The following is a 23,016-nucleotide window of genomic DNA, read 5'->3' as shown; positions in this document are numbered from 1 at the left end:
AATTAGTTTTCTAATTTTAAGATTTCTATCAGCTCTTCTACAGCAGCTTTTAAACCCTTAGCATCTTCTTCTGTGGAAACGAGAGTAAATAGGTTACCATGAGAATGTTCCCCCGTCCATCTTACAAAATATTCACCACTGCCCAATGCAAAAGATTTGTCTATGGTAATGCTTTTGAACTTCATTATTTCTTTTTTTTCGACATGATATCCACCATGACAAATAATCAACACCTTTCCATCAAGTGTTACTGATTCTATTTTACCTTTTACGGTTTTCTGTTCTTTTGGTATATCTTCATAACTACCTCCTACATCATAATGGGTTTTAACGTATACATCATTGATGTATTTAACTAATTCTGCTTTTTTGTCAGGAGGAGTATTGGCACTATTCAGCTTCGTTGCTGTAATTTTCGATTTTTCTTCAACTCCATTCCAAAAATCATCCTTGCCTTTAGAAACCGTACTTTTTTCCGTACTCCCACTCCAAAAGTCGTCTTTGGCACCTCCACTATTCTCCTTGTCAGAAGAAATGCTTTTATTTGCACTTCCATTCCAAAAGTCATCGTTGCGCATTCCAGTATTCCCCTTATCGGAGGAATTACTTTTGTCTGCACCTCTTGCTGTGCCTGTGACAATAATCGTTGAAGCTTGACTCTTCTTCTCCAACGCTGTGATAGCGGCCTTGAAAGACTGACGCTTTTCTTCCAATTTTTGGATAAAATACCTCAGATTTTGCTGCTTTTTAAAGTGATCAGAGATTTGGGAAATGGATTCCTTGCTTTTTATTTCAGCAATCATATTGTCAATTGTCGTAATCGATTCCTCTAGACTTTGCTTGTTATCATAATTAGTGCTCTTCCCTATTGCATCTACTCTCTTGCTCATTGCATCATAGTATTTCAGATACTCCACATAATTGGTGGCAGGATAGCCGTCAACCATCACCTGACTATCATTCAATTTTAATCCTGCTGGAAAAGGATAATCTTTTCGTAGGAAACGTTGACTATTATAACCGGTCATAGTTACAGTAGTGCCTTTATAATTAAACGACACCTCTGCTTTAAACATAGTAGCTTTTACAAACATCCAGTCTCCTCCTCCTTCAGAACCTTCTGCGCGAATGAAAATGCCTATCTGCTCGTTTCGATACACCTCGTTAGGACTCTGAGCCTGCACCGCAGTAGCAATGCACATACAGACGATTCCGAATAAACTAATAAAAAAATCAACTGCTTTCTTCATATCTATAATTTAGGGCACTACCAATCAGTAATAATCTTTTACAAAACTAGACCACTTTTATCAATCAAAAAATACCTAGCTCTAGGTATTTTCATGAACGTTTTGATACTTTATAACATATTTTATTTATCTTCGAATTGATTTATAGCACATTATAACCGGTTTAAAGAGCAGATGAATTACCTGATCGATTGAATAATATAGTATATGGTCGATCATTAAGTGAACCAAACAATTATTACAAGAAAACTATAGATTAAACATAGACAGTATGGATACGTTGGGCACCCAATTACACGGGATATCCAAAGGGCTGAAATACGGCAACTTTAACATTCCCGATATAGGCGATATTGTACCAGCATCGCTTATGATTCAAGATTTGGAAGGTATGCGACCTATTGGCTGTAGCTATATGAACAACTGGGGGTGCGAACACTTAGGCTCATCTGTAGATGAAGTCAATCAACTGGGCGAAGCCTACTACGAGCGCTACTTTGTGAAAGAAGAAACATACGGCATATTTCAAGGAATGAGCAACTATCTAGCTGCAGGTGATTTCGATAAGCAATATAATTTTTTCCAACGAGTCAAACTTTACCGTGACGACCACTATACCTGGTTCTATACGGTGGTAAAAATAGCACAAGTAGAAATTAACAAAGCATTAGAAAACAAAATTATTTTACTTTCCTCGCCCGTAATAGGCATGGATAACCTCATATCTAAAGTAAACAAGACTTTGGACCAAGATCAATATATCCGTAACCATTATAAACGCTTTGCTGACCTTACCAGTCGGGAAAAAGAGATTATCATCATGCTTGCTAATGGAAAATCGACTAATGAAATAGCCGAACAACTGTTTATATCTACACATACGGTATCTACACACCGTAAAAATATCACCCGCAAAATTGAATGTAGCTCATTTGCGGACTTACTACGATTTGCGATGGCTTTTGACTTGGTTTAGCAACCAATTGGTACAGAGATATGGATCTATTGAAATATAATGAAGCAAAAGAAACTTGGCAGGAAATAGCACAAGGAGCTGAAGAGGCAAATATTCCTTACTCTTTTGAATTAGAGATATACAAAAAATTATTATCGCGCTTTCATTTAGGCTCTTACTATTATTACATTTTTAATGTCGGCACTGTCGAAATGGAGTTTGTCAGTAATGAAGTAGAGTCTGTAATGGGGTGGGATAAAAGTGTTTTTTCGGTAGAGTATGTCATGGCTAATATCCACCCGAAAGATAGAGCCCACTTTATCCTGTACGAGCAGGAAGTCACTTCATTTTTCGCTAAGCTTTCACCAGAAGAGGTGCTGAAATACAAAGTAAGTTATGACTATAGAGTACGGGGCAAAGACGGTGTTTATAAATGGATATTACAACAGGTGACAACTATTCAGACCAATGAAAAAGGAGCTGTAATTCGTGTGCTAGGCGTCCATACGGATATCACACACTTAAAAACAGAAGACAAACCCGCTGATCTTTCTTTCATAGGATTGGAAGGAGCCCCTTCATACTTCAAAGTACTATCTGCCAAGGGTAAACGCAACATTACGGCTCATTCGTTATTTTCCAATCGGGAAAGAGAGGTCATCAAATTGGCATTAGCCGGAAATAGTACCGCAGAAATAGCCGCTTTATTACACCTTTCGCACCATACAATCAGTGTTCACCGAAAGCATATATTACGAAAATCTGATTGTAAGACTTTTGTTGAGTTGGGGACAAAAGCATTACGAGAGGGTTGGGTTTAGAAAACGCCTTCCAAAGACATTTAGAAGGCGTGATTTTATAGATACTATTTAGAAAAGGCTTCTGTTACGGCCTTTCCTCTCCAAGCCTGAGGTTGTTCAAGCCCTAAGATGGTTGCAATAGTAGCTGCGGTATCGTAAGCAACAATGGTGCTCTTTAACTCAGTATTCTTTTTTATACCTGGCCCGCTAATAATCCACGGCACCTGTACCTCATCCAATGATTTCCCGCCATGGCCTTTATCTATACCGCCATGGTCAGAAGTAACGAGAATGATAGTTTCCTCTGCGATTCCAGCTTTATTTACTGCATCTACGATCTTTCCTATACGCGCATCTACCTCTTTTAACACTGCATAATAGGCAGCTGTCTTATGTCCTTCACTATGCCCCGTATGATCTGGTTCGTCAAAATGTACAAAAGTAAAGCTCGGTTTATCTTTTAAAATAACGTCAACTGCTTTATCCACACAAACATCTTCATTATCCTCCGCCGAAAAAACAGTAGTTATAGCTTCTTTTTCCAAGAGATAACCTATTCCCGGCCAGCTATATATTGCCGCAGTAACTGCTTTGGGTTTTTGATCTCTAATGACACTAAATATAGAAGGAAATTTATTATACTTTTCGTGCTTTACAGCAGAAGGAATTTCAGGTTCTTGGCTACCCCACTCTGTATAGCCATGTAATGTTGGTGAGGCTCCCATCAGCATGGAAGCCCAGTTTACTGCACTAGAGGATGGTAGCACAGATCTAGCCTGTAAACTCCAAGCACCTGTTTGCATAAGTTTTTTTACATTAGGCATATCAGCTTGAGGCAATGCATATCCTCCAAAACCATCACAACCTATCACCACTATATGTTTAACTTTTTTAAACTGGGCACTAGCAGCTAATGTACATAACATCAAAATCATTAAATGAATTACTATTTTTCTCATCTTTTTATTATTTATTTAGAAAAAGGAAACTGTCAAAAAGAAACCCCTTATATTATTCAATAAACCAACAGCAATAATCTCATTATTAAAAAGATCATTTATTTACTTAAATACTCCCTGAGGTACTCTCCCTATCCAAGCCCGTGGGGCTTTTGCATTGAACAATTTTAAAATTACAGCACCTGTATTAATAGTATTGTTGGGTTCTTCGATTTTATATCCAGCCCTAACACGAGGACCACTTATACTCCACGGCACTAACATTTCATCAACAGTTACACCACCATGCCCGTAGCCTATTCCACCGTGATCTGACAGAAACATAAAATGAATATTTTTGTCTAAACCTTCTTTCTTCAAGGCTCCTAAAAATTCGCCTATTACTTTATCTGCTTCCTCTATTGATTTCAAATATCCATCTGTCTTCCACTGATGTTTGTGGCCAGCATTATCTGTATGCCCACTGTATAAAAATATAAGAAAGGAATTCTTCTTATTATCTTTTATAAAGTTAAAAGCCTTATGATAGTTTTCCTTATAACCATCATTTTCTAAAAAACTGGTCTCATCCAAGTACTTTTTATTATATGTATTAATTAAATCACCCCAGTTATAATAAAAGGCTGTCCGAACATGAGGCATTTGTTTTTTTAAAACTGAAAATACCGAAGGATAGTAGCCGTCTTCATCTTTTTCTGCCGGGGGCAACACATATTTATCAATTTTCCATCCATTATCTACTACTCCATGTTGCTCTGGCCCACTGCCTGTCAACATACTTGTCCAGTTTGGAAGGGTAATAGAGGGCATAACAACTCGAGTATCGAGCGAAAAAGCGCCAGCTTTCATTAATGAGTCGATAACAGGTGCATTTGCTCTTTCCACGCCATCCACAGACACACCATCTAATGATATCAATACCAATTGTTTAGTCTTTTGGGCTACAGCAGGCTGTAAACCAAAACAAAACACGATGTATAACAGACTTAATTTTACAATTTTCTTAATCTCTACTTTAATCATTTATTTTTTCTTATTTGTTGTTTTTAACAAGTTGTTTTAATGGAATATCCATGTTTTTAAACTGGATATTCCATTTTAATTTGAACCTGAACCCTTTAAACAGTCCCTACTATTTAATCAACCACATTACGCCATTTTGTGTATCGGCACCGCCATACTGTGTTTCCAAGGCTGATTTCAGATTTTGTTCATTCACCGTATATTCAGATACCGGATATGCCCATCGTGTCGGAATTTCATTATTATTAGCATTAGCAGGCCCGATATCAAATTTTGGCCAACCTGTTCTTCTATATTGAAAATAAGCTTGCTTACCTGAGTTTTGAAACATGGCTACATACTTTTCTTCCAAGATTTGCTGTAAGCCTTCCTTATTATTTCCTTTATAAGGATTATCGGTCAAGTATTCTGCAATGCGTTGTTCAGCAATGCCGTACCAGCGCATAGAAGCCGTTATACCTTTCTTATAATAATCTGCGGCATCTGCAGAAGTTGTCCAACCTCTATTTATACCCTCCGCTATATTTAAATAGGCCTCAGCTACCCCTAATTGTACGACAGGTACACCAGATGCCGAAGCCATCCAATAATCAAAGTTTATCATAGATAATTTGCCTTCGATTGTTTGTTGTTGCAATACAGACTGTAACTCACCTGTTTTGCCCCCTTTAAAAGAAGTAAAGCGGGTGGCAAAATCTGGGTCTCCAGATTCTCTGGCCGAATCTGTGGGCCAAGCTACCACAAACAACCTCGGATCTTTTTTTGCTTTTACAATATCAACATAGGTTGAAGCTAAAGTTGTACGCTCATCATTTTTGATAACCACTCCATCTGCCGGCCACAGTGGATAATGTGTATTTCTATTCGCCCCATCATAAGAAAACTGAAAGTCATCGCCTTGACTCGCTAACTGAGGGTATTTAGTGGGGTTTTTCATCATTTCGTCGAAAAGATCTTTGATTTTAAGTTCTGGACTATCATCAGCCCTTTTACTTAAAGCAACCAAGGTTCTCACTTTATAACTATTTACCAATTTAAGCCACTTATTAAGATCGCCTTTATAAAACAGATCTCCATCAAGACGATCTCCCCGATCTATACAAGCCTGTAAATCAACACTTGCTTCACTAAGTAGTCCTAAAGCTGATTGATAAACTTCTTTTTGACTGTCATACTTTGGCTGATACAATTGTTCTGTTCTTCCTTTTAATGCATCCTTCATGGGAATATCACCAAACATTTCGCTTAGTCTAACGAAAAAATATGCTTTATAAAATTTGGCTAAAGCCTCGTAAGGTTTTCCCAATGTTCCTTCTTCCTTTGCAGCTTCTATTTCCATCTGTATAACATTCCTCAATTGGTCATAAAGACCAAACGAACCTGTTTTCCATCCATATGCCTGATTGCCATAAAAATCGAAATTTAATACAGCATACTGATTATGTCTTTGATCTGTTGTCCATGGCTCTTCGAAAGTGCTTTGCTGTATCCCAGTAAGGATTAACTGTGGTTTAGCATTATATATAGCCGCAGAGTCTTTTTGTAAATCATCTATTTTCATACACGAACTCACTAGCACAAGCACACTGAGCAACCCTGTTATTAATTTTATCAATGTTTTCATTCTTTTCCTATAATCTTAAAATGTGGCATTAATATTCAATCCGAAACTCTTTACGGATGGTGTCTGAAAGCTAGCGCCTCCGATAAACTGATCCAGGTCCATATTCTTAGTGCCTTTACCCGTAAAATAAAGCAGATTACGCCCAACTAGCGATACTCCTAAGGTTTGTATAAATTTTGTTTTAGCAATCCAATCTTTTGGAGCATTATAGGATAATACGACCTCTCTTAATTTGACAAATGTACGGCTACGTGCCAACTCATATCCAGAGGTGTAATAATCTCTTGCCCATGTTTGCCAAAGCACTGGTACATCATTTGGAGCATATTCTCGTGTATCGGAAATAACCAGCCCATCTTGATCAGTATTCAGTTGTCCTTTGACAACCATTTGTCCATTGGTCATCACCGAACCTTTCCAACTCGCATCATCTCTGTTCTCCCAATCTAAATATCTATAGGCATTTGCTGACTCAGGCGCCGTCCCGGCACTCCATTGATAGTTGTCTACATAGTTACTTATTTTACCTCCAAACCTTCCATCCAACTGAAAATTAAGAGCCCAGTTTTGATAACGAAAACTATTATTTAAACTCAACACAAAGTTATTATCATGATAACCAATCTTCGTTTGGTAAGGGTTATAAGCCGGTCTTCCGTTTGAACCAACTAGCATTTGTCCATTTTCATCACGTTGAAAATCAGTGATAAAATATCCATCCGCTCTATCCCCCACTTTCGTCATTCCATCTCTATCTAGCACTCCGTCAATTTCATCAAGCCAACGATGGTTCATAGACCAGTTTGCCAACACATTCCAACTAAAGTCTTCAGTCTTTATAGGCGTACCGTCTACTGTGACTTCCCATCCCTTCCGCACATAGGTATAAGCATTTTTTTGGATAGAACTTACACCTGAACTAGGCGATACTTCTACATTGACAATTCCAGGCCCTTCAATGTTTTGATAATAAGCGACGTCTACACCTGCTCGATTATTCCAAAAACGAAATTCCGTTCCTAGCTCAAAGGTTTTCACTCGACTTGGTAGAATATCGGGGTTATACATGACACCACTATAGTTCAGCCCTACTTTATTATCCCAACGTGTACCATATGCGCTATACTGAGGAAATAACTTATAAATATTATAGGGATCTCCCTCATTTACTAAATCTTGAGCTACGTTCGCATAAGACCCTCTTAACTTCCAAAAAGTCAATGCTTGCGGCAAAGATATAATCTCGGACATGACAACACTAAGTGAAGCTGATGGATAGAAATATGTATTGTTCTTTTTAGGCATAGTGCTCGACCGATCGAACCTCCCTGTTAGATTTAAATACAAAAAATTATCATAATCCAAATCTAGTAAACCGTAAGCACTCGCGACCTGCCTCATCGCCCTGTCATTAACAGGAATACTTTTTTCTACAGAATTAGATAAATCATATACACCAGGCACAATTAAGCCCCCCGTAGTCGTACCATGCAAGCTATTGACACCTAAAGTCCTTAAGTTAGCAAAACCCGAAGCTTTAAAACCCAACTTATCAAATTGATCGGTATAACTTAAACTGAGCTCTGTATTGTTTTCCCAAAATTTATCGAATGTTTCAGAATACCCACCAACACGTCTATAAGGATCATAAAAATCTCCAGATATTGGATATTGCACAGTGCGTATGCGGTTCCAGCTGCTCACGTTAGTTCTGAAATTAAACAGTAGCTTTTCATTGAACTGGTAGTTCATCTGTGCATAGCCAAATACATCTTCCTTATGGTAACTTCTTAGATTTTCATAACTCACCAGCCAAGGGTTATTGTAGATAGTATACTCTCTATTATATTGTTGAATATTTTCTCTTCCCAGCTGCCAGTAGTTACGTAGATCGTCAACATCATAATCAGCACCGCCCCAAACTTGCATTAAATAAATCACGTTGTTAGGACCATAACCCAACGAAGGATAATTAGGAGTATACTGTCGGTTATAGTTTATAGAGGCATCAAAAGTCAACTTCTCGCCTGCTTTTAACGTCCCATTCATAGAAAAATTAGTACTTCCTATTTTCGTGTTAGGCATTTGCCCTTTTTGATTCATTTGTGATAACGACATACGCACACCTCCACGCTCACTCGAGGTAGCAATAGCTATGTTCGTTGTGCTCAATAGACCATCTCTCAAAAACTTTTTCAAGTTGTCTTTACCTCGGGCTTCCCAAGGAAGCGGAACTAATTCACCCGATGCGGGGTCTAGAGGGCTATTATATTGCGGTATGAGCTGTCCCTCAAAACGAGGCCCCCAGATATAATAATCATGATCATTGACTCCCCCACCTTTTCCGTCTTTAAAAGCATATTTATAATTGCTGCCCGGTCCATATTCTGTTTGCGCTTCGGGAATCGCATTAAACCCCGTTTGCAATTGTGTGCTTGAGTTGAATTCGACCGAAAAGCCTCTTTCTTTATCCTTACTTCCTTTTTTCGTCGTAATAACAAGCGCACCATTAATACCTCGTTGGCCATATAAAGCAGCTGCGTTAGCTCCCTTTAATACAGAGTAAGATTCAATATCATCTGGGCTCAGATTCCAGCTATCCGAGCTTATAGGCACTCCATCTACAACTATTAACACACCACTTCTACCACGTAGGTAAATTCCAGGATCTCCAAATAAATCTGCAGATGGGGTAATCGTTAAACCCGCCACCTTTCCGGTCAAAGAATTAATAGCATTAGGTTCACGAGCTTTTACTAAGTCTTCCCCTTTCACTTCCTGAACAGAGTAGCCTAATGATTTCCGTTCTTTTTTAATGCCTAACGCCGTAACCACTACTTCTTCAACTTCTTCTAATGTGGGTGTTAATAGGATCTGTATTTCACGCTGATCGCCCACTAGGAACTCTCTTTCTTCGTATCCTACCGAAGAAAATACTAAAACAGGACGATCGCCTATCAGGGGCATATTAAATACTCCTTTCTCGTCCGACATTGCCCTATTTGCCGTTCCTTTTTCCGTAATCGAAATATGCGCAAGTGCCTGCCCCCTAGTATCAGTTATTTGCCCTTTTATCATTTTTTGTTGCGCTTGTACAGTTTCCTGCTGTATTACGTTCTGTTTATCAGAAGATAAGGGACTAAGTATTACATTTTTATCGACAATTTTAAACCCTACTCCATGGTGTTTTAACAAATGGTTTAAAGTGACAGTCAGGTTAGTTTTGTTGAAATCTACGTCTACCTTTTTATCTTTAGATATCAATGATGCATCATAAAATATATTATAACCAGTCTGTTTCTGGATTTCCTTTAAAACAGATGTTAACTTTACACTATTCTTTTTAAGTGTAACTGTTTGAGCAAAAGTATTGGCAGAACTATATAAAGTCGCACAAAGAATTAAAACTATTATCAATGGCATGAATAATAAATTAATATACGTAGGGCAGCTCAGCCCCTTTAAAAAAAAGTACCTAGATTTTTTATACATTTGTGGTTCGGTTGATTTGTTTATAATTACGTTACAATCAGTCGAAAATTAAACTCTTTTCTATCGGGAACTCTCGAACAGTTCCTGATAGATCTTTATTATACGAACGTACTTTCCCCGTTAGCTTCTCACAATAACCCTCCTTCCTTCTATTTTAAACTTCAATGACTTCGTTAGTTCTATCAATTCAAGCACTTTTTCTATGTTTTCATAACGAGAAATTGTTCCTGTAAAACGTATATCATGTACATTAGCTGTATAAGAAATATCCACATCATACCACCGTGCCAATGTTTCCATAACAGTTGTAAGGGGGATATCTTCAAAAGCAAACACCCCAGTTTTCCAAGCTATAGTATAAAAAGGATCGACATCGTTAATATCCACGTTGGCTTTATTCTTATTGTAATAGGCCTGTTGGTTAGGCTTCAAATAATAGGTTTTATTATCCTTATAGGCTAGTTTTACAGAGCCTTCCACTAGGGTTGTTTGAATATTTTGGCCATAGCTATTCACATTAAATATTGTCCCTAGTACTTCAAGCTCTTGTCCTTCCGTATAAACACTAAAAGGTATTCGATTTTGTCCTAGAACAGCTTTTTTAACATCAAAAAAAGCTTCCCCCTCCAAGTCCACTTTTCTACCAGACTTATCAAATCCCAAAGGGTATTTGAGCGTAGAAGCTGCATTTAAGAAAATTTGTGTGCCATCAGGTAAATTAACAGCATATTCGCCACCTCTTGGCGTAACAAGTGTATTGTAAATGATTACATCAGACGCCTGTTTTTCGGATAAGGTGTAGGTTAATAATCCTTCTTTTTCTTTTTTTATTGTGTAGCCTGCTAAAATTAGAGTGGAATCAGTTGCTATCTTTTCTAAATCAATCACACTACCGTCATCTAACAATACGACAGCCTTTGAACTGCCTGGCATAATACTCTGATTGACAGCATCATTTTCGGCTACAACAACACTTTCATCAGGGCTTTGATTGTACAAAAAAGTTAATACGCATAACAAAACTGCTGCAGCTGCGCCTGCATACCAGAATTTTATTCTATGATTTGTTTTGCTAACTTTTTCGACATGATGTATTTTACTTTCTATCTTTGTAAAAATACGTTCGGAAACAGCAGAAGGGACAGCGCTTTTATCTCTTTCTTCGAAAAAATTTTCAAAAACATCTCCCAGAAGATTATCAGAAGGATCATTTGTATTTACATATTTCTGTAAAATATGTAATTCTTCTTCAGTAATAGTACCTTCTCGAAATTGTTTTATTAAATATGTCAGTCGTTCTTTAGTCAAGATTTATATAGTTTTATACTTATATAAATGTCTCAGAAATAAAAACGGACTAGTCTAGTAGAAAAAAAACAATAAAAAAGTTAAATAATATTTTTCGATCTTAGGTTTTATCTTTTTTGATGCGGCTATCAATTGATTCTTAACTGTATGAATAGAAACCCCTGTTAACCTAGCAATCTCTTTGTAAGACATACCATTGGTTTTATTGAGTTTATATATTTCTTTCTGTTTTTCGGGTAGCTGATCGACACATTTATCTACAAATTCTTGTAAGTCATTATAGATTATTTTTTCTTCAGTACTATAACAGCCTTCATCCCAACTGACCTCTAAGTGCTTGTTAAAACGAGCTTTAACAACCCGACTTCTAAAGCGCATTATAAGTAATCGCTTAGTTAAGGTAAAAAGATAAGGATATATTCCAGCAGGTTCATTAATTTTGTTTCTGTTATTAAAAAAAGCAATAAAGACTTCCTGTACAACCTCTTCTGCTTCAAAATCATCATTTGAAATCGTCTGCGCATACCTGTACAATATCTGATGATAAGAATCATAAATAACCCGAAAGGAAGATGCACACCCCTCCCTGAATGATTCAAATTCTTCCATACTAATATCGTAACAATGGCCTTGCATTTCTCTTTAAACCGATCTTTCTTTTTTACAAACTTAGCCTATATATGTAATCTATAAATTAATGTTAGGTCAAGTTATTGATAAATTAAAAATATGCCGAATACATCTATAATTGCGTTTGCCAAATTAGCAATTTTTAAATAATATCAGAAACCTCTTTCATAAAAAGTAACACAAAATCAGCGAAATAGCATCATTTTTCATTCCTTTAAACCGTAAAGCGATAATAAAATCTAAATCAGCCCCCACCGTTATACATATGTCTCAATGGACGCAATCGTTTGCAATTCAAGATAGCTCATAATATTACAGAAACTTTAAAAAAAACTTGCTTAGTGTACATATTACACTTATATTTGTGGTATCATAATTTAGGTTTATAATTGGTTAGCAAAGGTTTTCATTCTCCCCGTTTGAAAACCTTTCTTTTTTATTGAAAACGAACCAAAATAAAGAGCTGTAAATAACAAATTAAAATCATATCAACATCTAGACTTTCAAATACATAGTAATAACAAAATAAAAAAAAGCTGGGTTATACTATATAAACCCAGCTGTGTATTTAAATATGACCTTATTAGAAATATTAAATCGGACGTATTTTATAAGTCAAGAAGAAAACTTGCCATAACCGCCTTATGATCCGATGGCCATATGTTTTCAGGCACTAAAAAGACATCTTTACTATCTTTATCTTTTACTTCTCCTTTAACTATTGTCTCTACAGGACCTACCAGAAATACTTCTTTCAATCTGACACTTTTATCCGACCGATAGTAGATATAATCAATACGGTCCCTCTCATCGGCCAAAGGTGCCCAGGTCAACTTATTTATATCTACATCTTTATTGTAAGAAGGAAAAGTAAAACCCGGATGCGTAACAGGATTTGGGTAAGCAGATCGGAAAGAATCCACAAAGCCTGCTTTTTGCAATAGCACTGAGCAATCCCAAGGTACTACTACGCCTTGATGATCGAACAAAAACTTCGTTTCTTCAACCCAATCCAAATGAGAGGGCTCGTTAAAATCGCCCGCAATGATAACTAAAGTAGAGAGAGCAACGTTTTCGGTATCCAGAATAATATCTTGTATAGCATCATCCCGTAAACTTTGTCTATTTGCTAAAATAATCTCATCAGCATCTACAATAGGGTTTTCTAACCGTTTCCACGTCACCCCGCTATAACCTCTCGGTAGATAACAGGCATAATGTGTGTAATCTAAATGGACTGAATAGAATAAAACATTCTTTCCTGCTACAGTTAGTTCTGTTTTCAGAACCCCTCCCATCTTACTTTCGGATGAATATAATGGCGATTGTTGCACAATAGGATACTTAGCTATCAAGCCTACATCCAATGAACTATGGCTTGACTCGCCATAGTACTTTCTTCCTTTTTCTTCTAAATAGGACTTGATACGTGCAATAAAATCCGTCCCTTTATAATTCCTTACCTCTGAAAAAGTAACAATATCCGGATCTTTATCAATAATCTCTTGACCAATGGCTTCAAAACCTCCTGGCACCATCGTACCTTCTTGCCAAATATTGATCTGCAATACTTTTAGTTCTGTAGGGTCTTTTCTAAGATCAAAGGATGAAAACAAAAGACACAATAACAAACAAAGTCCTGAAATAATAAATGCCTGTGGTTTAAACTTTCTTAAAACAGATTTATAATGCATAATATATAATTAAACCTCTATTTTACTTGTTGAGTGTTTTTTTTACTTCTGTAATATCCACATCACCTGATTAACATCATCTATACCATTCCACTGATTTTTAACGGCTTGATTCACATTTTGTGAATTATGACCATATTCGGACTCAGGATACATCCATCTCACTGGCATCTTAGTATTTATAGTATTTTGATTTGTACTCGGGTTAATAGGAAATTTTGGATATCCTGTCCTTCTATAATCATAATAAGCATCCCACTCTCTTTGCATGAAAGAGGAAACATATTTTTGATATATAATGAGTTCTAAATCTTTTTCAAATTCACCAGTTAGTTTATTATTAACATGTTCAACAGCTGTAACAATATTGCCTTCTGTTATCTTTCTCCCATGGTGAAATTTCACATCATCTACAGTATTATCATCTATAAACTTCATAGAGGCACGTATCCCTTCACTATAATAATCCTTTGCAGCACCACTTATCCATCCTCTTAGAGCTGCTTCTGCTAATATGAATTGCTGCTCTGAATAACCTACCTTAACTACAGGCTCCCCGCTTGGATGATGTGTATATCTACTATTTATTCCAGAAAAATCTCCTGCTCCCCAGCGATCTTTGATTTCATCAAACGAAATAGATGGGTTGATACCCACATAAGCTTCAAAATCATCTTCAGTAACACCCTGAGCTAATTTAGCTGTAGAAGGCTTCCCGTAATAGAACAGCCTAACATCTTCTGTCTCTTTTAACTTATCTATTAAAAGGTCGCTAAGCATTGCATAAGGATTATGATTTAAACGTGTGTAATAAATTGGATAATATTCTTTTGCTACAGAAGAATAAGTACGCTGAAAATTATCTGCATTTGAAGTCATTAGATCCGTTGCTGCATATTGCTTAAAACGCTCAGCAATCTTCAAATCAGTATCATTTTCCTTAATAGACAGTTGCATAAGAATTTTCAACTGCATGGCACGAGTTAACACTCTCCATTTATTAACATCACCTTGATAAACAGGATCACCCTCCAACTTCCCACTTTTAGAAAATTCTGCGTAAGCCTTATCCAAATTATCCAATACAGCTATTAGTACCTCTTTTTGTGTATCATACTTCGGTTTTGTTAACCCCTCTTCCGCTCGAAAAGCCTCACTATAAGGAATATCACCTAACGACATAGTCAAATAGAACATTTTATAAGCTTTTGCGAAAAAATATAACCCTTCATATGCTGAACGATTTGACTCAATTGTCATTTCTAACATTTTCTCACCGTTGATTATAACAGCATAGTCGCCAAACCCTGTTCGCCCAAAAGAATTATATTGATTGCCATCTGCATTTTCAGCCCAGGCTAAATACTTACTAACAAGCTGATTACTATAGAATGTCTTACCACTGCTGCTGGAGGTCAAATTTAATATAACATTTGTAGCCAATAAGGATCGAGATGCTTTCGTAGAACCATCGGGATCTGTATTCAAGTCATCAAAATCACTACAGCTTATTAAGCTTAATAGCAATATAGACAACAGAACTTTTTTTATATAAAAAATAATAATATTCATGATGAAATAGGTTTAAAATTGAAGTTTAATATTCGCACCAATGTACCGGATAGACGCAGAGTTTAAATTATCAGATCCAACATCAGGATCAGAATATTTAAAATCTTTTGCCCACATCCACAAATTCTGCCCGATAAAAGAAACCGATGCATTTCTAGCTTTAAACTTTGAAGCAACTGCACTCGGAAGACTATATGTTAAAGAGATATCACGTAGTTTAATAAAAGTTTGCGAAAACATAAACTGCGAAGAAGGGCTACCAATATACGGCGCCATCTGTACAGCATAGGTTTCATAAGAAACAGGTGTGTCGTTGGACTCAAAAACACGGTCATCACGAACAATATTACCATATGAGTCATAATCAACAGATCCTGACACGACTTTCACACCATTACCAACATAGTTTTTCTTACCATTTACTACCATATCATAACGGTGTTCATTGTCACTATCCGGATGACTTCCCGAATTCCACATAGCTTGATCTGTAACCGAATGTGCGGTACCTCCAACACGTCCGTCAAATGACAAATTAAGCTCTAACATTTTATACTTAAAACTGTTAGACCACCCCCAAATAAAATTAGCTCCACTAAACCCAGCTACTGTTTCATATGAACTTCTACGTGGTAGGCCACCATAATGAATAATATTTCCTTGCGGATCTCGCTCCCAATCATAAACACCTACCCAATCCCATCGAGCTCCATTTGTCACCCAGGGTTTATCGGTAGAATAATCAGAATCAATCTTATCATATGTATATCTACTTCTAGACCAGTTAATACGTGACTTCCAAGAAAAATCGTCTTTCTTAATGATTTCACCGCCAACCATTATTTCGACACCCCTACGTCTTAAATCTTCATTAATATTAATTTGCGTTTTATTAAATCCAGAAGCTGAACTTATCGTTGCATCTCTCTGCTGATTATACGTAAGCATATCATAATAAGTGAAATCAATATCCATGCGATTTCCAAACAAATTCCAACCGGTTCCGATTTCCCATGAATCTGTCGTTACGGGTTTAATCGAACTATTACGCATAATATCTGGATAACTTGCAGTTCCGTAACCCTGCCAAACATCACTTGTAATTATATACTGTTGATTAATAGAATAGATTCCTGGAGCAAACTTAGTCTGAGTCCACGAACCACGCACTTTCCACATACTTATCTCTTCAGGCAGGGTTATCAAATCAGAAAGTACAACGCTTGAGGAAACAGAAGGATAAAAGAATGATCTATTATTCTTATCTAAAGTGGAGCTCCAATCATTTCTGCCAGTAACTTCTAAAAACACTGCATTCTTCCAAGATGCAGAAAAACGCCCGTAAATACTATTATCCTGTCTACGTGTTAAGCTCGAACTAGTTAAAGCTGGACTAACAGACGCTTTTAATGAATAAAACCCAGGAACACTCAATCCTCCCTGAGTAGTTCCTGACTGACTATCATTATTACGATAATTAAGCCCTGCCCCTACAAAACCTTCTAAATAAAAATCGCCCACATTTTTTTTAGCAGTAGCCATAAAGTCACCATTCACACTATAACCACCTTGTCTCTGTGTACTAAAGTACCCCAGCTTATTCCAACCTCCTATTGCACCTACAGGATTGCGCCATTTATCAAGCTGCGAAAACATATCAGCCCCCACCCGAACATTAAGTGTTAACCAGTCTGTAGTTTCAAAAGCAGTATTAAAATATCCATTTAACACGTTGTAATCATTGGAATGACGAATTTCGTTAACAATAAAATAGGGATTATCATACCAGGAGTTGTCCATCCAATTTTGTTTTTCATCAACAAGCTCCCAATAGTTTTTATAATCACGTATGTCATATTCTGTTCCAGACCACACATTTAAGTTATACAATATACCGCCGCCACCATAACCTGTAGCACCCATATTAGGATAAAAACGTTTATTGTAATTTATTCCCCCATCAAAACTAAATTTTCCTGCTTTCATATCTCCATTAATAGCATAGGTCAATTTGTTCAACTTATTACCTTCGTACTGTCCTTGATTAAATACATGCGTTAGCGATGCACGGACCCCACCATTTTCCCCCCTTTGAGAAATACTGATATTGTTATTAGTAATTAAACTTGATCTTTGAAAGTTCTTTAAATTATCCTTTCCTTTAGAAACAAGTACAGTCTCTTTTTTTTCAAAAGTAAAAGGATCATGAATTATCGCAGTTCTCCCGATATCAAGCTTATCTCCCCATACATAACTACCAGCCTGATATATTCCTCCTTGCCCAGTACTGTACGAGCTTTGAACTTCAGGTTTAACTAAATAACCGGCATCTGTCATCGTACTACTATTGATTTGCACATCTAACCCCTTACTTTTACTTTTTTTCGTCGTAATCATAATGGCACCAGCCCCTCCTCTAGAACCATACAATGCAGAAGCAGTAGCGCCTTTCAGAACCGTAATATCTTCGATATCATCTGCTGGAATATCTCTTAATGAAACAAATTGCGTAGCCACACCATCAATCACTATTAAAGGACTTTGACCACGTAATTCAATAGATGGCGTTGTATTAAACTCGGTACTATTTTTAATATTCAGACCTGCAACTTTACCAGTCAATGAAGTAGCGAAGTCGACTCCCTTAGCTGTAGAAAGTTCTGTTCCTCCGACTTTTTGTACAGCATATCCTAATGCTTTCTGCTCTCTTTTAATACCTAATGCAGTAACAACAACCTCATCTAACCCACCATAAGCAGTTTCTAAAATCACTTCAATTCGAAAGTTAGTACCTATAGAAATTTCTTTAGAAACAAAACCTAGCGAGCTAAAAATGAGAGTAGCATTCTCCTTCTGAACATCAATTGAGAACATCCCTTGTTCACTTGAACTAACTCCTATATTAGTACCTTTTAGGCGGACACTTACTCCCGAGAGGAGTTCACCATTTATGTCCTTAATAACTCCTGTAATGGTTCTAGCTTGCTGTTCAACTTCTGGTTGAGTCTGGCTTTTTGTTGCCGTTTTCTTCACTTCTTTACGAAAAATAGCGATAGATTTATCTCTTATCTGATAATCTAATGGCAAATTTGATAATAGCGCATCGAGAGCTTCTGTTATATTTGCTTGTCTTTTTTGGATAGAAATTGAATGACTGACATTTAAGTCTCTATCATCATAGGTAAAAGTATATCCCGACTGCTTACTAATATCAATTAGCACTCTCTTCAAAGGAACATTCACCTGATTAAGATTAATAAGCTGGGCATTGACATTTCCCAATGAAACAGCAACAGATGCAAAAAATATGACTAGAGTGAGTTTCATCTCCAAGCTGATTTTTGAATAATTTAGACACCACAAAAAATGTCTTACTTTCTTTAAATTCATTTTTCAATTTATTCTCTCAATACATACCTAAAAACCTATCTCTGTCTAGCATAGTAAATAGACAAAAATATTCAAGAATATTCTTAAGTTTGTATTGCTGGGTTAACACTGTTTTTTTAGTTAGTACTTACATAAACGATACTCAGCTTACTGCTCGAGGTGTTACGAGCACCTCGACAGTCTTTACTAAAAGCCGATATACCAAAACCTACAAGTCTAGTTTATCGCCATAACCCTCCTCTCTTCAATAAAGAATTTAACCCCTGTTTTTAACTCTATAGCCTGTAAAACTTCAGATAATTTAGCATTACGTGGGATGATAGCAGACAAACTTTCGTCAGCATAACTCCCCATATCTATTTGTACATCATACCAACGTTCAATCTTTTTCGCATACTGCGCTAAAGATGCATCATGTACTATATACAATCCGTCTTTCCATGAGCTTTCTTCGTCGACGTTTACTTTCTTAACTACAATCTTATGATCAGTTGAAACAATAGACTGTTCGCCTGGCTTTAATAACACATTACTCCTTATATCGTTCCTCTCCACTATAAGGCTACCCTCAACTAGGGTCGTTAATGTATTTCCATTGTCTCCATATGCATCTAAATTAAAACTAGTACCTATTACCTCTATACGCTGCTCAGTTGTTTCCACTATAAAGGGTTTGTTTTTATCAGGAGACACCTCGAAATACACTTCACCAGTAACAGTAACTCTACGTTCATCTTCTGCAAAAACTGTTGGGTAAGAAATTGATGACAAAGCATTTAACCAAACGACTGTATTATCAGGCAATTGCACTTTATACTGCCCTGCAACTGGCGTTGACAACTTAACTTGTCTTACACTCTCTAAGGCCTTAATTGAAGTACCATCACTATAACTTAAAAGATCACCGTCAGACACCAAAGCCTCCTGCCCCCCACTTAAGGAAATATCCGCCTCACCTTCAATAGAAAGTATTGCCTTATTACTCCCTGGTGCAAAATCCTGTGTTAATGTCACCTCTTCTTCTTTAATATTCCCATCCACCTTCCATTGCCAAAGTAAAACTGTCATAAATAAAACAGCAATAGCTGCAGCTGATGGTAATAAAAAACGCAACTTATTATAAGTCTTTATAGGTGCAATTGAAATTTCCCGTAGCTCAGCAAAATCTTCTAAGAGAGCAGATTCAGTCAAATCAATTGGTTCCGTACCTAAAGTAAGGTACCATTGCTCTATCAGAGCCTGTTCCTCCTCCGAACAATTTCCGTTCAGGTACTTTTCCAGTAAAACCTTTGCTTTATCATTAGCAGATTGATCCGTCATAATTATCCTTCTTATTATAGTTAGGACGGTTAAAGTGAGTGCAGGGGGGGTAAATTTTAAAAATATTTACAATATAGAACAAGCAACACCCAAGGAAGTACACCAAACTTAGCGCGTAATACGCGTAGAACACTTTTAATATAGCTTCGGACACTTTGTTCTGATAAATTCAACTTTTCAGAAATTTCTTTATGTGTTAAATAATGAACTCGACTCAGTTCGAAAACCTCTCTAAGTCGAGGCGACAAAGTGTTCAAAACACTATCAATTTGTTCTTGTAGCATTTTCTCCCTTACCTTATGATCGGTTAAGGAGTGATGTGTTTCTATATAATTACCTAAGGACGCTAAGTAACGATCTTTAGATTTTTCACGAGCAATATAATCGAGGACTTTATTACGGATACTAACATTTAAATAATGAGAAAATTTAGATTTTATTTCCAATGTTTCACGTCTGTCCCAAATAGTAACGAACAAATCTTGAACGATATCTTTTGCTACTTCACGATCACGCAAGATGCTATAAGCATGCAAGTACAAAACTTTATGATACATAGTATAAAGACGCTCAAATGCAGTATGATCACCGTTCTGCAACAAGCTAAGCAAACCAACGTCGTCTGTTATATTGACACTATGCATTAAGTAAAAATTATTATTCTAGCGAAAGTTAGTGAAATATGTGTAAAAGAAAAAAACCTCTTTTAAAATCAAAAGAATTTAAAGATAAGTTAACATTAATGTAACATTGTTTTTAAAAACTAAAAGACCTCCCACTCTTAACTTCCAATAAAAGACATAAGTAATGAACATCATTTCAAAGTATTATATATAAAAGTTAACATATGCTGATAAATTAAGCTTCATTATCTTACAGCCGAAGGCTGTAAATGAGCGATGGACACTAGAATAAAAAAATGGCACAATATTTGTAATAATATAAGTATTCATAATTTAGGTTAATAATTGGTTAATTGAAAAATACCTGAAGCTCCCCGCTTCAGGTATTTTTTCATACATTATTCAGAATCTTCTTAACCTACTATAAACTAGCCGAGAAGCAAATAACAACTTACTTTCCTAAGCGGCTAAGAATAGCTTCCATCTCGCTCATTACTTTATTAATTTTTGAAATCGTTAAATCAAAAGGTTCAGAAGTATTCATATCTACCCCCGCATCAACAAGCAAATCAACAGGATATTTTGTACTCCCTGCTGCTAAAAAATCAAGATAACGCTTACGATCAGTTGCTGTACCTCGCAATACTTTCTCGGACAACGCCGTAGAAGCTGTGAAAGATGTAGCATATTGATAGACGTAAAAGTTGTAGTAAAAATGAGGAATATAAGACCACTCAGATTTGACATAATCATCAACTATACAAACATTCTTATCATGCCCGTAATATTTTCTGGTAAGATCAAGATACATTGCATCAAAATCCTCACCTGTAAGTGCCTCGCCATTTGCTACCTTATCATGGATCATAAATTCAAATTCGGCAAACTGTGTCTGTCGAAACAATGTCCCCTTTGCTCCTTCTAGGTAATTACCAAGAATAGCAAGCCGCACATTATCATCCTTAATTTGTCTAAGCATATGATCATTTAAAAGTTCTTCATTCAGCGTAGAAGCTACCTCAGCAACAAAAATAGAATAATTCGCATTGGCAAAATGTTGTTTGCTATTCGTCAGGTAGCTATGCATAGTGTGCCCCAGTTCGTGGGTCAAAGTAGACATGTCGTTATATTGACCATTATAATTCATTAATATATATGGATGCACATCATATGCCGAACCATTGGAATAAGCGCCTGATCGTTTACCTTCGTTAGGGTACATATCTATCCATCGCTCATTAAATGCTTTTTTTGAAACCTCGACATAATCAGTACCTAGCGGATGCAAAGATTCCAAAATATTATCAACGGCTTCTTCAACCGTATACTCCAGATCGACCTCTGCTACCAACGGGGCATAAAGATCGTAATAATGTAAAGTGTCCACCCCCATCATACGCTTACGTAAATTCAAATAACGATGAAAGGTCTCCAGATTTCCATTTACATTTTTAACAAGATTATGAAATACATCCGTTGGAATATGATCGTCATCCAAAGCACGGGCTAATGTACTTTCATAGTTTCTTGCTTTTGTAGTAAATAAAGCGGCGTTGATATTGCCATAAAGCTGTGCTCCAAAAGTACGTTGGAATTCATTCAACTTTTCAAAATAGGTAGAAAACACCTTACTACGAATTGACCTATCTTCGCTTGTTCTATATAATGCAAAATTAGCAGCATTAAGTTTTACAGACTCCCCATTCAGTTCGATTTCAGGATAAGGGAACTCGGCATTCGAAAAGGTGCTGTAAATATTAGCTGCATTACCTGACATAAGCCCTGCATAAGCCATTACTTTTTCGACCTCTTCAGAACCTCTATGAGCACGTTTTCTCAAAAGATCCTTAAGATAGAACTCATAAACACGCAATCGGCTCTCCTGTTCAAGGAATGTATTAAGTTGACTTTCCTCTAATGTTAGAAGCTCTGGCTCTACAAATGAAGTTAAGGCACCATAGGTAGCAAAAAGCTGCTGCATTTCTTGAGTCAAACCTGCATATTTCGTAACCCGAGTATCCTGATCGGATTTCATAGAGGCATACGAAGAAAGCCTAACCATCTCTTTAATAAGGTCGCTATTTAGCTCCAGACCTTCGAGAAGCATACTGGCAGAGCCTGTAAGCTTACCTTTATATGAGGATAGCTGCTGTATTTCCTTTTGGATACGATTTTTTTCATCCTTCCAACTGTCGTCACTTGCATATAAAGGAGTTAAGTCCCATTTATATGTATCATCCAATTCTTCACGAACCTTCATCTGACTTACGGCGACCGTTGTTGAAAATAGCATCATAACGGTCATCAATTGTGTTGTTCTGCGCATAATCTATTACATATTTAGATACTGCTCACAATTTACTAAAAATATCGTTT

The 23,016-nt window shown here is 36.6% G+C and carries 15 protein-coding genes; 2 read left to right on the top strand and 13 right to left on the bottom strand.

The genetic code is table 11. The features are described 5' to 3' along the window. Nucleotides 1-2: 2 nt before the first annotated feature. Complete coding sequence (locus tag ORI89_RS11455; protein ID WP_268230620.1) at nt 3-1,250, bottom strand: hypothetical protein; 1,248 nt, start codon at nt 1,248-1,250, stop codon at nt 3-5. A 271-nt stretch (nt 1,251-1,521) separates the two neighbouring features. Between ORI89_RS11455 and ORI89_RS11450 the strand changes: the two genes are divergently transcribed. Further along, nucleotides 1,522-2,226 carry a LuxR C-terminal-related transcriptional regulator gene (locus ORI89_RS11450; protein WP_268230619.1) on the top strand — a complete coding sequence of 235 codons (705 nt, stop codon included), beginning with the start codon at nt 1,522-1,524 and terminating at the stop codon, nt 2,224-2,226. A 20-nt stretch (nt 2,227-2,246) separates the two neighbouring features. After that, nucleotides 2,247-3,026: a LuxR C-terminal-related transcriptional regulator gene (locus ORI89_RS11445; protein WP_268230618.1), complete on the top strand. Its 780-nt coding sequence runs from the start codon at nt 2,247-2,249 to the stop codon at nt 3,024-3,026. A gap of 44 nt (nt 3,027-3,070) precedes the next feature. Here the strand turns inward: ORI89_RS11445 and ORI89_RS11440 are convergent, their stop codons facing one another. The 12 genes from ORI89_RS11440 to pepF form a co-directional block, all read right to left on the bottom strand. Next, entirely contained in the window at nt 3,071-3,964 is an 894-nt protein-coding gene (locus ORI89_RS11440) for an alkaline phosphatase (RefSeq protein ID WP_268230617.1), read from the bottom strand. A gap of 102 nt (nt 3,965-4,066) precedes the next feature. Continuing rightward, entirely contained in the window at nt 4,067-4,987 is a 921-nt protein-coding gene (locus tag ORI89_RS11435; RefSeq protein ID WP_268230616.1) for an alkaline phosphatase family protein, read from the bottom strand. A 109-nt stretch (nt 4,988-5,096) separates the two neighbouring features. Beyond that, nucleotides 5,097-6,611, bottom strand: coding sequence for a SusD/RagB family nutrient-binding outer membrane lipoprotein (locus ORI89_RS11430; RefSeq protein ID WP_268230615.1), 1,515 nt, complete (start codon nt 6,609-6,611; stop codon nt 5,097-5,099). A gap of 15 nt (nt 6,612-6,626) precedes the next feature. After that, complete coding sequence (locus ORI89_RS11425) at nt 6,627-10,034, bottom strand: SusC/RagA family TonB-linked outer membrane protein (RefSeq protein WP_268230614.1); 3,408 nt, start codon at nt 10,032-10,034, stop codon at nt 6,627-6,629. 189 nt (nt 10,035-10,223) lie between these two features. Then, nucleotides 10,224-11,411 (bottom strand): FecR family protein, encoded by a 1,188-nt coding sequence (locus ORI89_RS11420; RefSeq protein ID WP_268230613.1) that lies wholly within the window; start codon nt 11,409-11,411, stop codon nt 10,224-10,226. Nucleotides 11,412-11,465: 54 nt separating this feature from the next. Next, a complete protein-coding gene (locus ORI89_RS11415) occupies nt 11,466-12,020 on the bottom strand; it encodes an RNA polymerase sigma factor (protein WP_268230612.1) in 555 nt (184 codons plus the stop codon). Between the two features lie 629 nt (nt 12,021-12,649). After that, nucleotides 12,650-13,735, bottom strand: a complete 1,086-nt coding sequence (locus ORI89_RS11410) for an endonuclease/exonuclease/phosphatase family protein (protein WP_268230611.1) — start codon at nt 13,733-13,735, stop codon at nt 12,650-12,652. A 42-nt stretch (nt 13,736-13,777) separates the two neighbouring features. After that, a complete protein-coding gene (locus ORI89_RS11405; protein WP_268230610.1) occupies nt 13,778-15,307 on the bottom strand; it encodes a SusD/RagB family nutrient-binding outer membrane lipoprotein in 1,530 nt (509 codons plus the stop codon). A 12-nt stretch (nt 15,308-15,319) separates the two neighbouring features. Next, the gene (locus tag ORI89_RS11400) at nt 15,320-18,634 is read right to left on the bottom strand and encodes a SusC/RagA family TonB-linked outer membrane protein (RefSeq protein WP_268230609.1); all 3,315 of its coding nucleotides are present in this window, start codon (nt 18,632-18,634) and stop codon (nt 15,320-15,322) included. 279 nt (nt 18,635-18,913) lie between these two features. Next, nucleotides 18,914-20,017, bottom strand: a complete 1,104-nt coding sequence (locus tag ORI89_RS11395; RefSeq protein WP_268230608.1) for a FecR family protein — start codon at nt 20,015-20,017, stop codon at nt 18,914-18,916. A 56-nt stretch (nt 20,018-20,073) separates the two neighbouring features. Beyond that, nucleotides 20,074-20,661: an RNA polymerase sigma-70 factor gene (locus ORI89_RS11390; RefSeq protein WP_268230607.1), complete on the bottom strand. Its 588-nt coding sequence runs from the start codon at nt 20,659-20,661 to the stop codon at nt 20,074-20,076. A 430-nt stretch (nt 20,662-21,091) separates the two neighbouring features. Continuing rightward, nucleotides 21,092-22,966: an oligoendopeptidase F gene (gene pepF, locus ORI89_RS11385; RefSeq protein ID WP_268230606.1), complete on the bottom strand. Its 1,875-nt coding sequence runs from the start codon at nt 22,964-22,966 to the stop codon at nt 21,092-21,094. Nucleotides 22,967-23,016 lie beyond the last annotated feature (50 nt).

The sequence above is a fragment of the Sphingobacterium sp. UT-1RO-CII-1 genome (assembly GCF_026711005.1).
Classification (GTDB): Bacteria; Bacteroidota; Bacteroidia; order Sphingobacteriales; family Sphingobacteriaceae; genus Sphingobacterium.
This window is presented reverse-complemented; position numbering and strand designations above follow the sequence as displayed.

Excerpts from the sequence above, each read along its gene's own strand:
- ORI89_RS11455 (WP_268230620.1), bottom strand. The coding sequence starts at position 1,250 with ATGAAGAAAGCAGTTGATTTTTTTATTAGTTTATTCGGAATCGTCTGT.
- ORI89_RS11450 (WP_268230619.1), top strand. The coding sequence starts at position 1,522 with ATGGATACGTTGGGCACCCAATTACACGGGATATCCAAAGGGCTGAAA.
- ORI89_RS11445 (WP_268230618.1), top strand. The coding sequence starts at position 2,247 with ATGGATCTATTGAAATATAATGAAGCAAAAGAAACTTGGCAGGAAATA.
- ORI89_RS11440 (WP_268230617.1), bottom strand. The coding sequence starts at position 3,964 with ATGAGAAAAATAGTAATTCATTTAATGATTTTGATGTTATGTACATTA.
- ORI89_RS11435 (WP_268230616.1), bottom strand. The coding sequence starts at position 4,987 with ATGATTAAAGTAGAGATTAAGAAAATTGTAAAATTAAGTCTGTTATAC.
- ORI89_RS11430 (WP_268230615.1), bottom strand. The coding sequence starts at position 6,611 with ATGAAAACATTGATAAAATTAATAACAGGGTTGCTCAGTGTGCTTGTG.
- ORI89_RS11425 (WP_268230614.1), bottom strand. The coding sequence starts at position 10,034 with ATGCCATTGATAATAGTTTTAATTCTTTGTGCGACTTTATATAGTTCT.
- ORI89_RS11415 (WP_268230612.1), bottom strand. The coding sequence starts at position 12,020 with ATGGAAGAATTTGAATCATTCAGGGAGGGGTGTGCATCTTCCTTTCGG.
- ORI89_RS11410 (WP_268230611.1), bottom strand. The coding sequence starts at position 13,735 with ATGCATTATAAATCTGTTTTAAGAAAGTTTAAACCACAGGCATTTATT.
- ORI89_RS11405 (WP_268230610.1), bottom strand. The coding sequence starts at position 15,307 with ATGAATATTATTATTTTTTATATAAAAAAAGTTCTGTTGTCTATATTG.
- ORI89_RS11400 (WP_268230609.1), bottom strand. The coding sequence starts at position 18,634 with ATGAAACTCACTCTAGTCATATTTTTTGCATCTGTTGCTGTTTCATTG.
- ORI89_RS11395 (WP_268230608.1), bottom strand. The coding sequence starts at position 20,017 with ATGACGGATCAATCTGCTAATGATAAAGCAAAGGTTTTACTGGAAAAG.
- ORI89_RS11390 (WP_268230607.1), bottom strand. The coding sequence starts at position 20,661 with ATGCATAGTGTCAATATAACAGACGACGTTGGTTTGCTTAGCTTGTTG.
- pepF (WP_268230606.1), bottom strand. The coding sequence starts at position 22,966 with ATGCGCAGAACAACACAATTGATGACCGTTATGATGCTATTTTCAACA.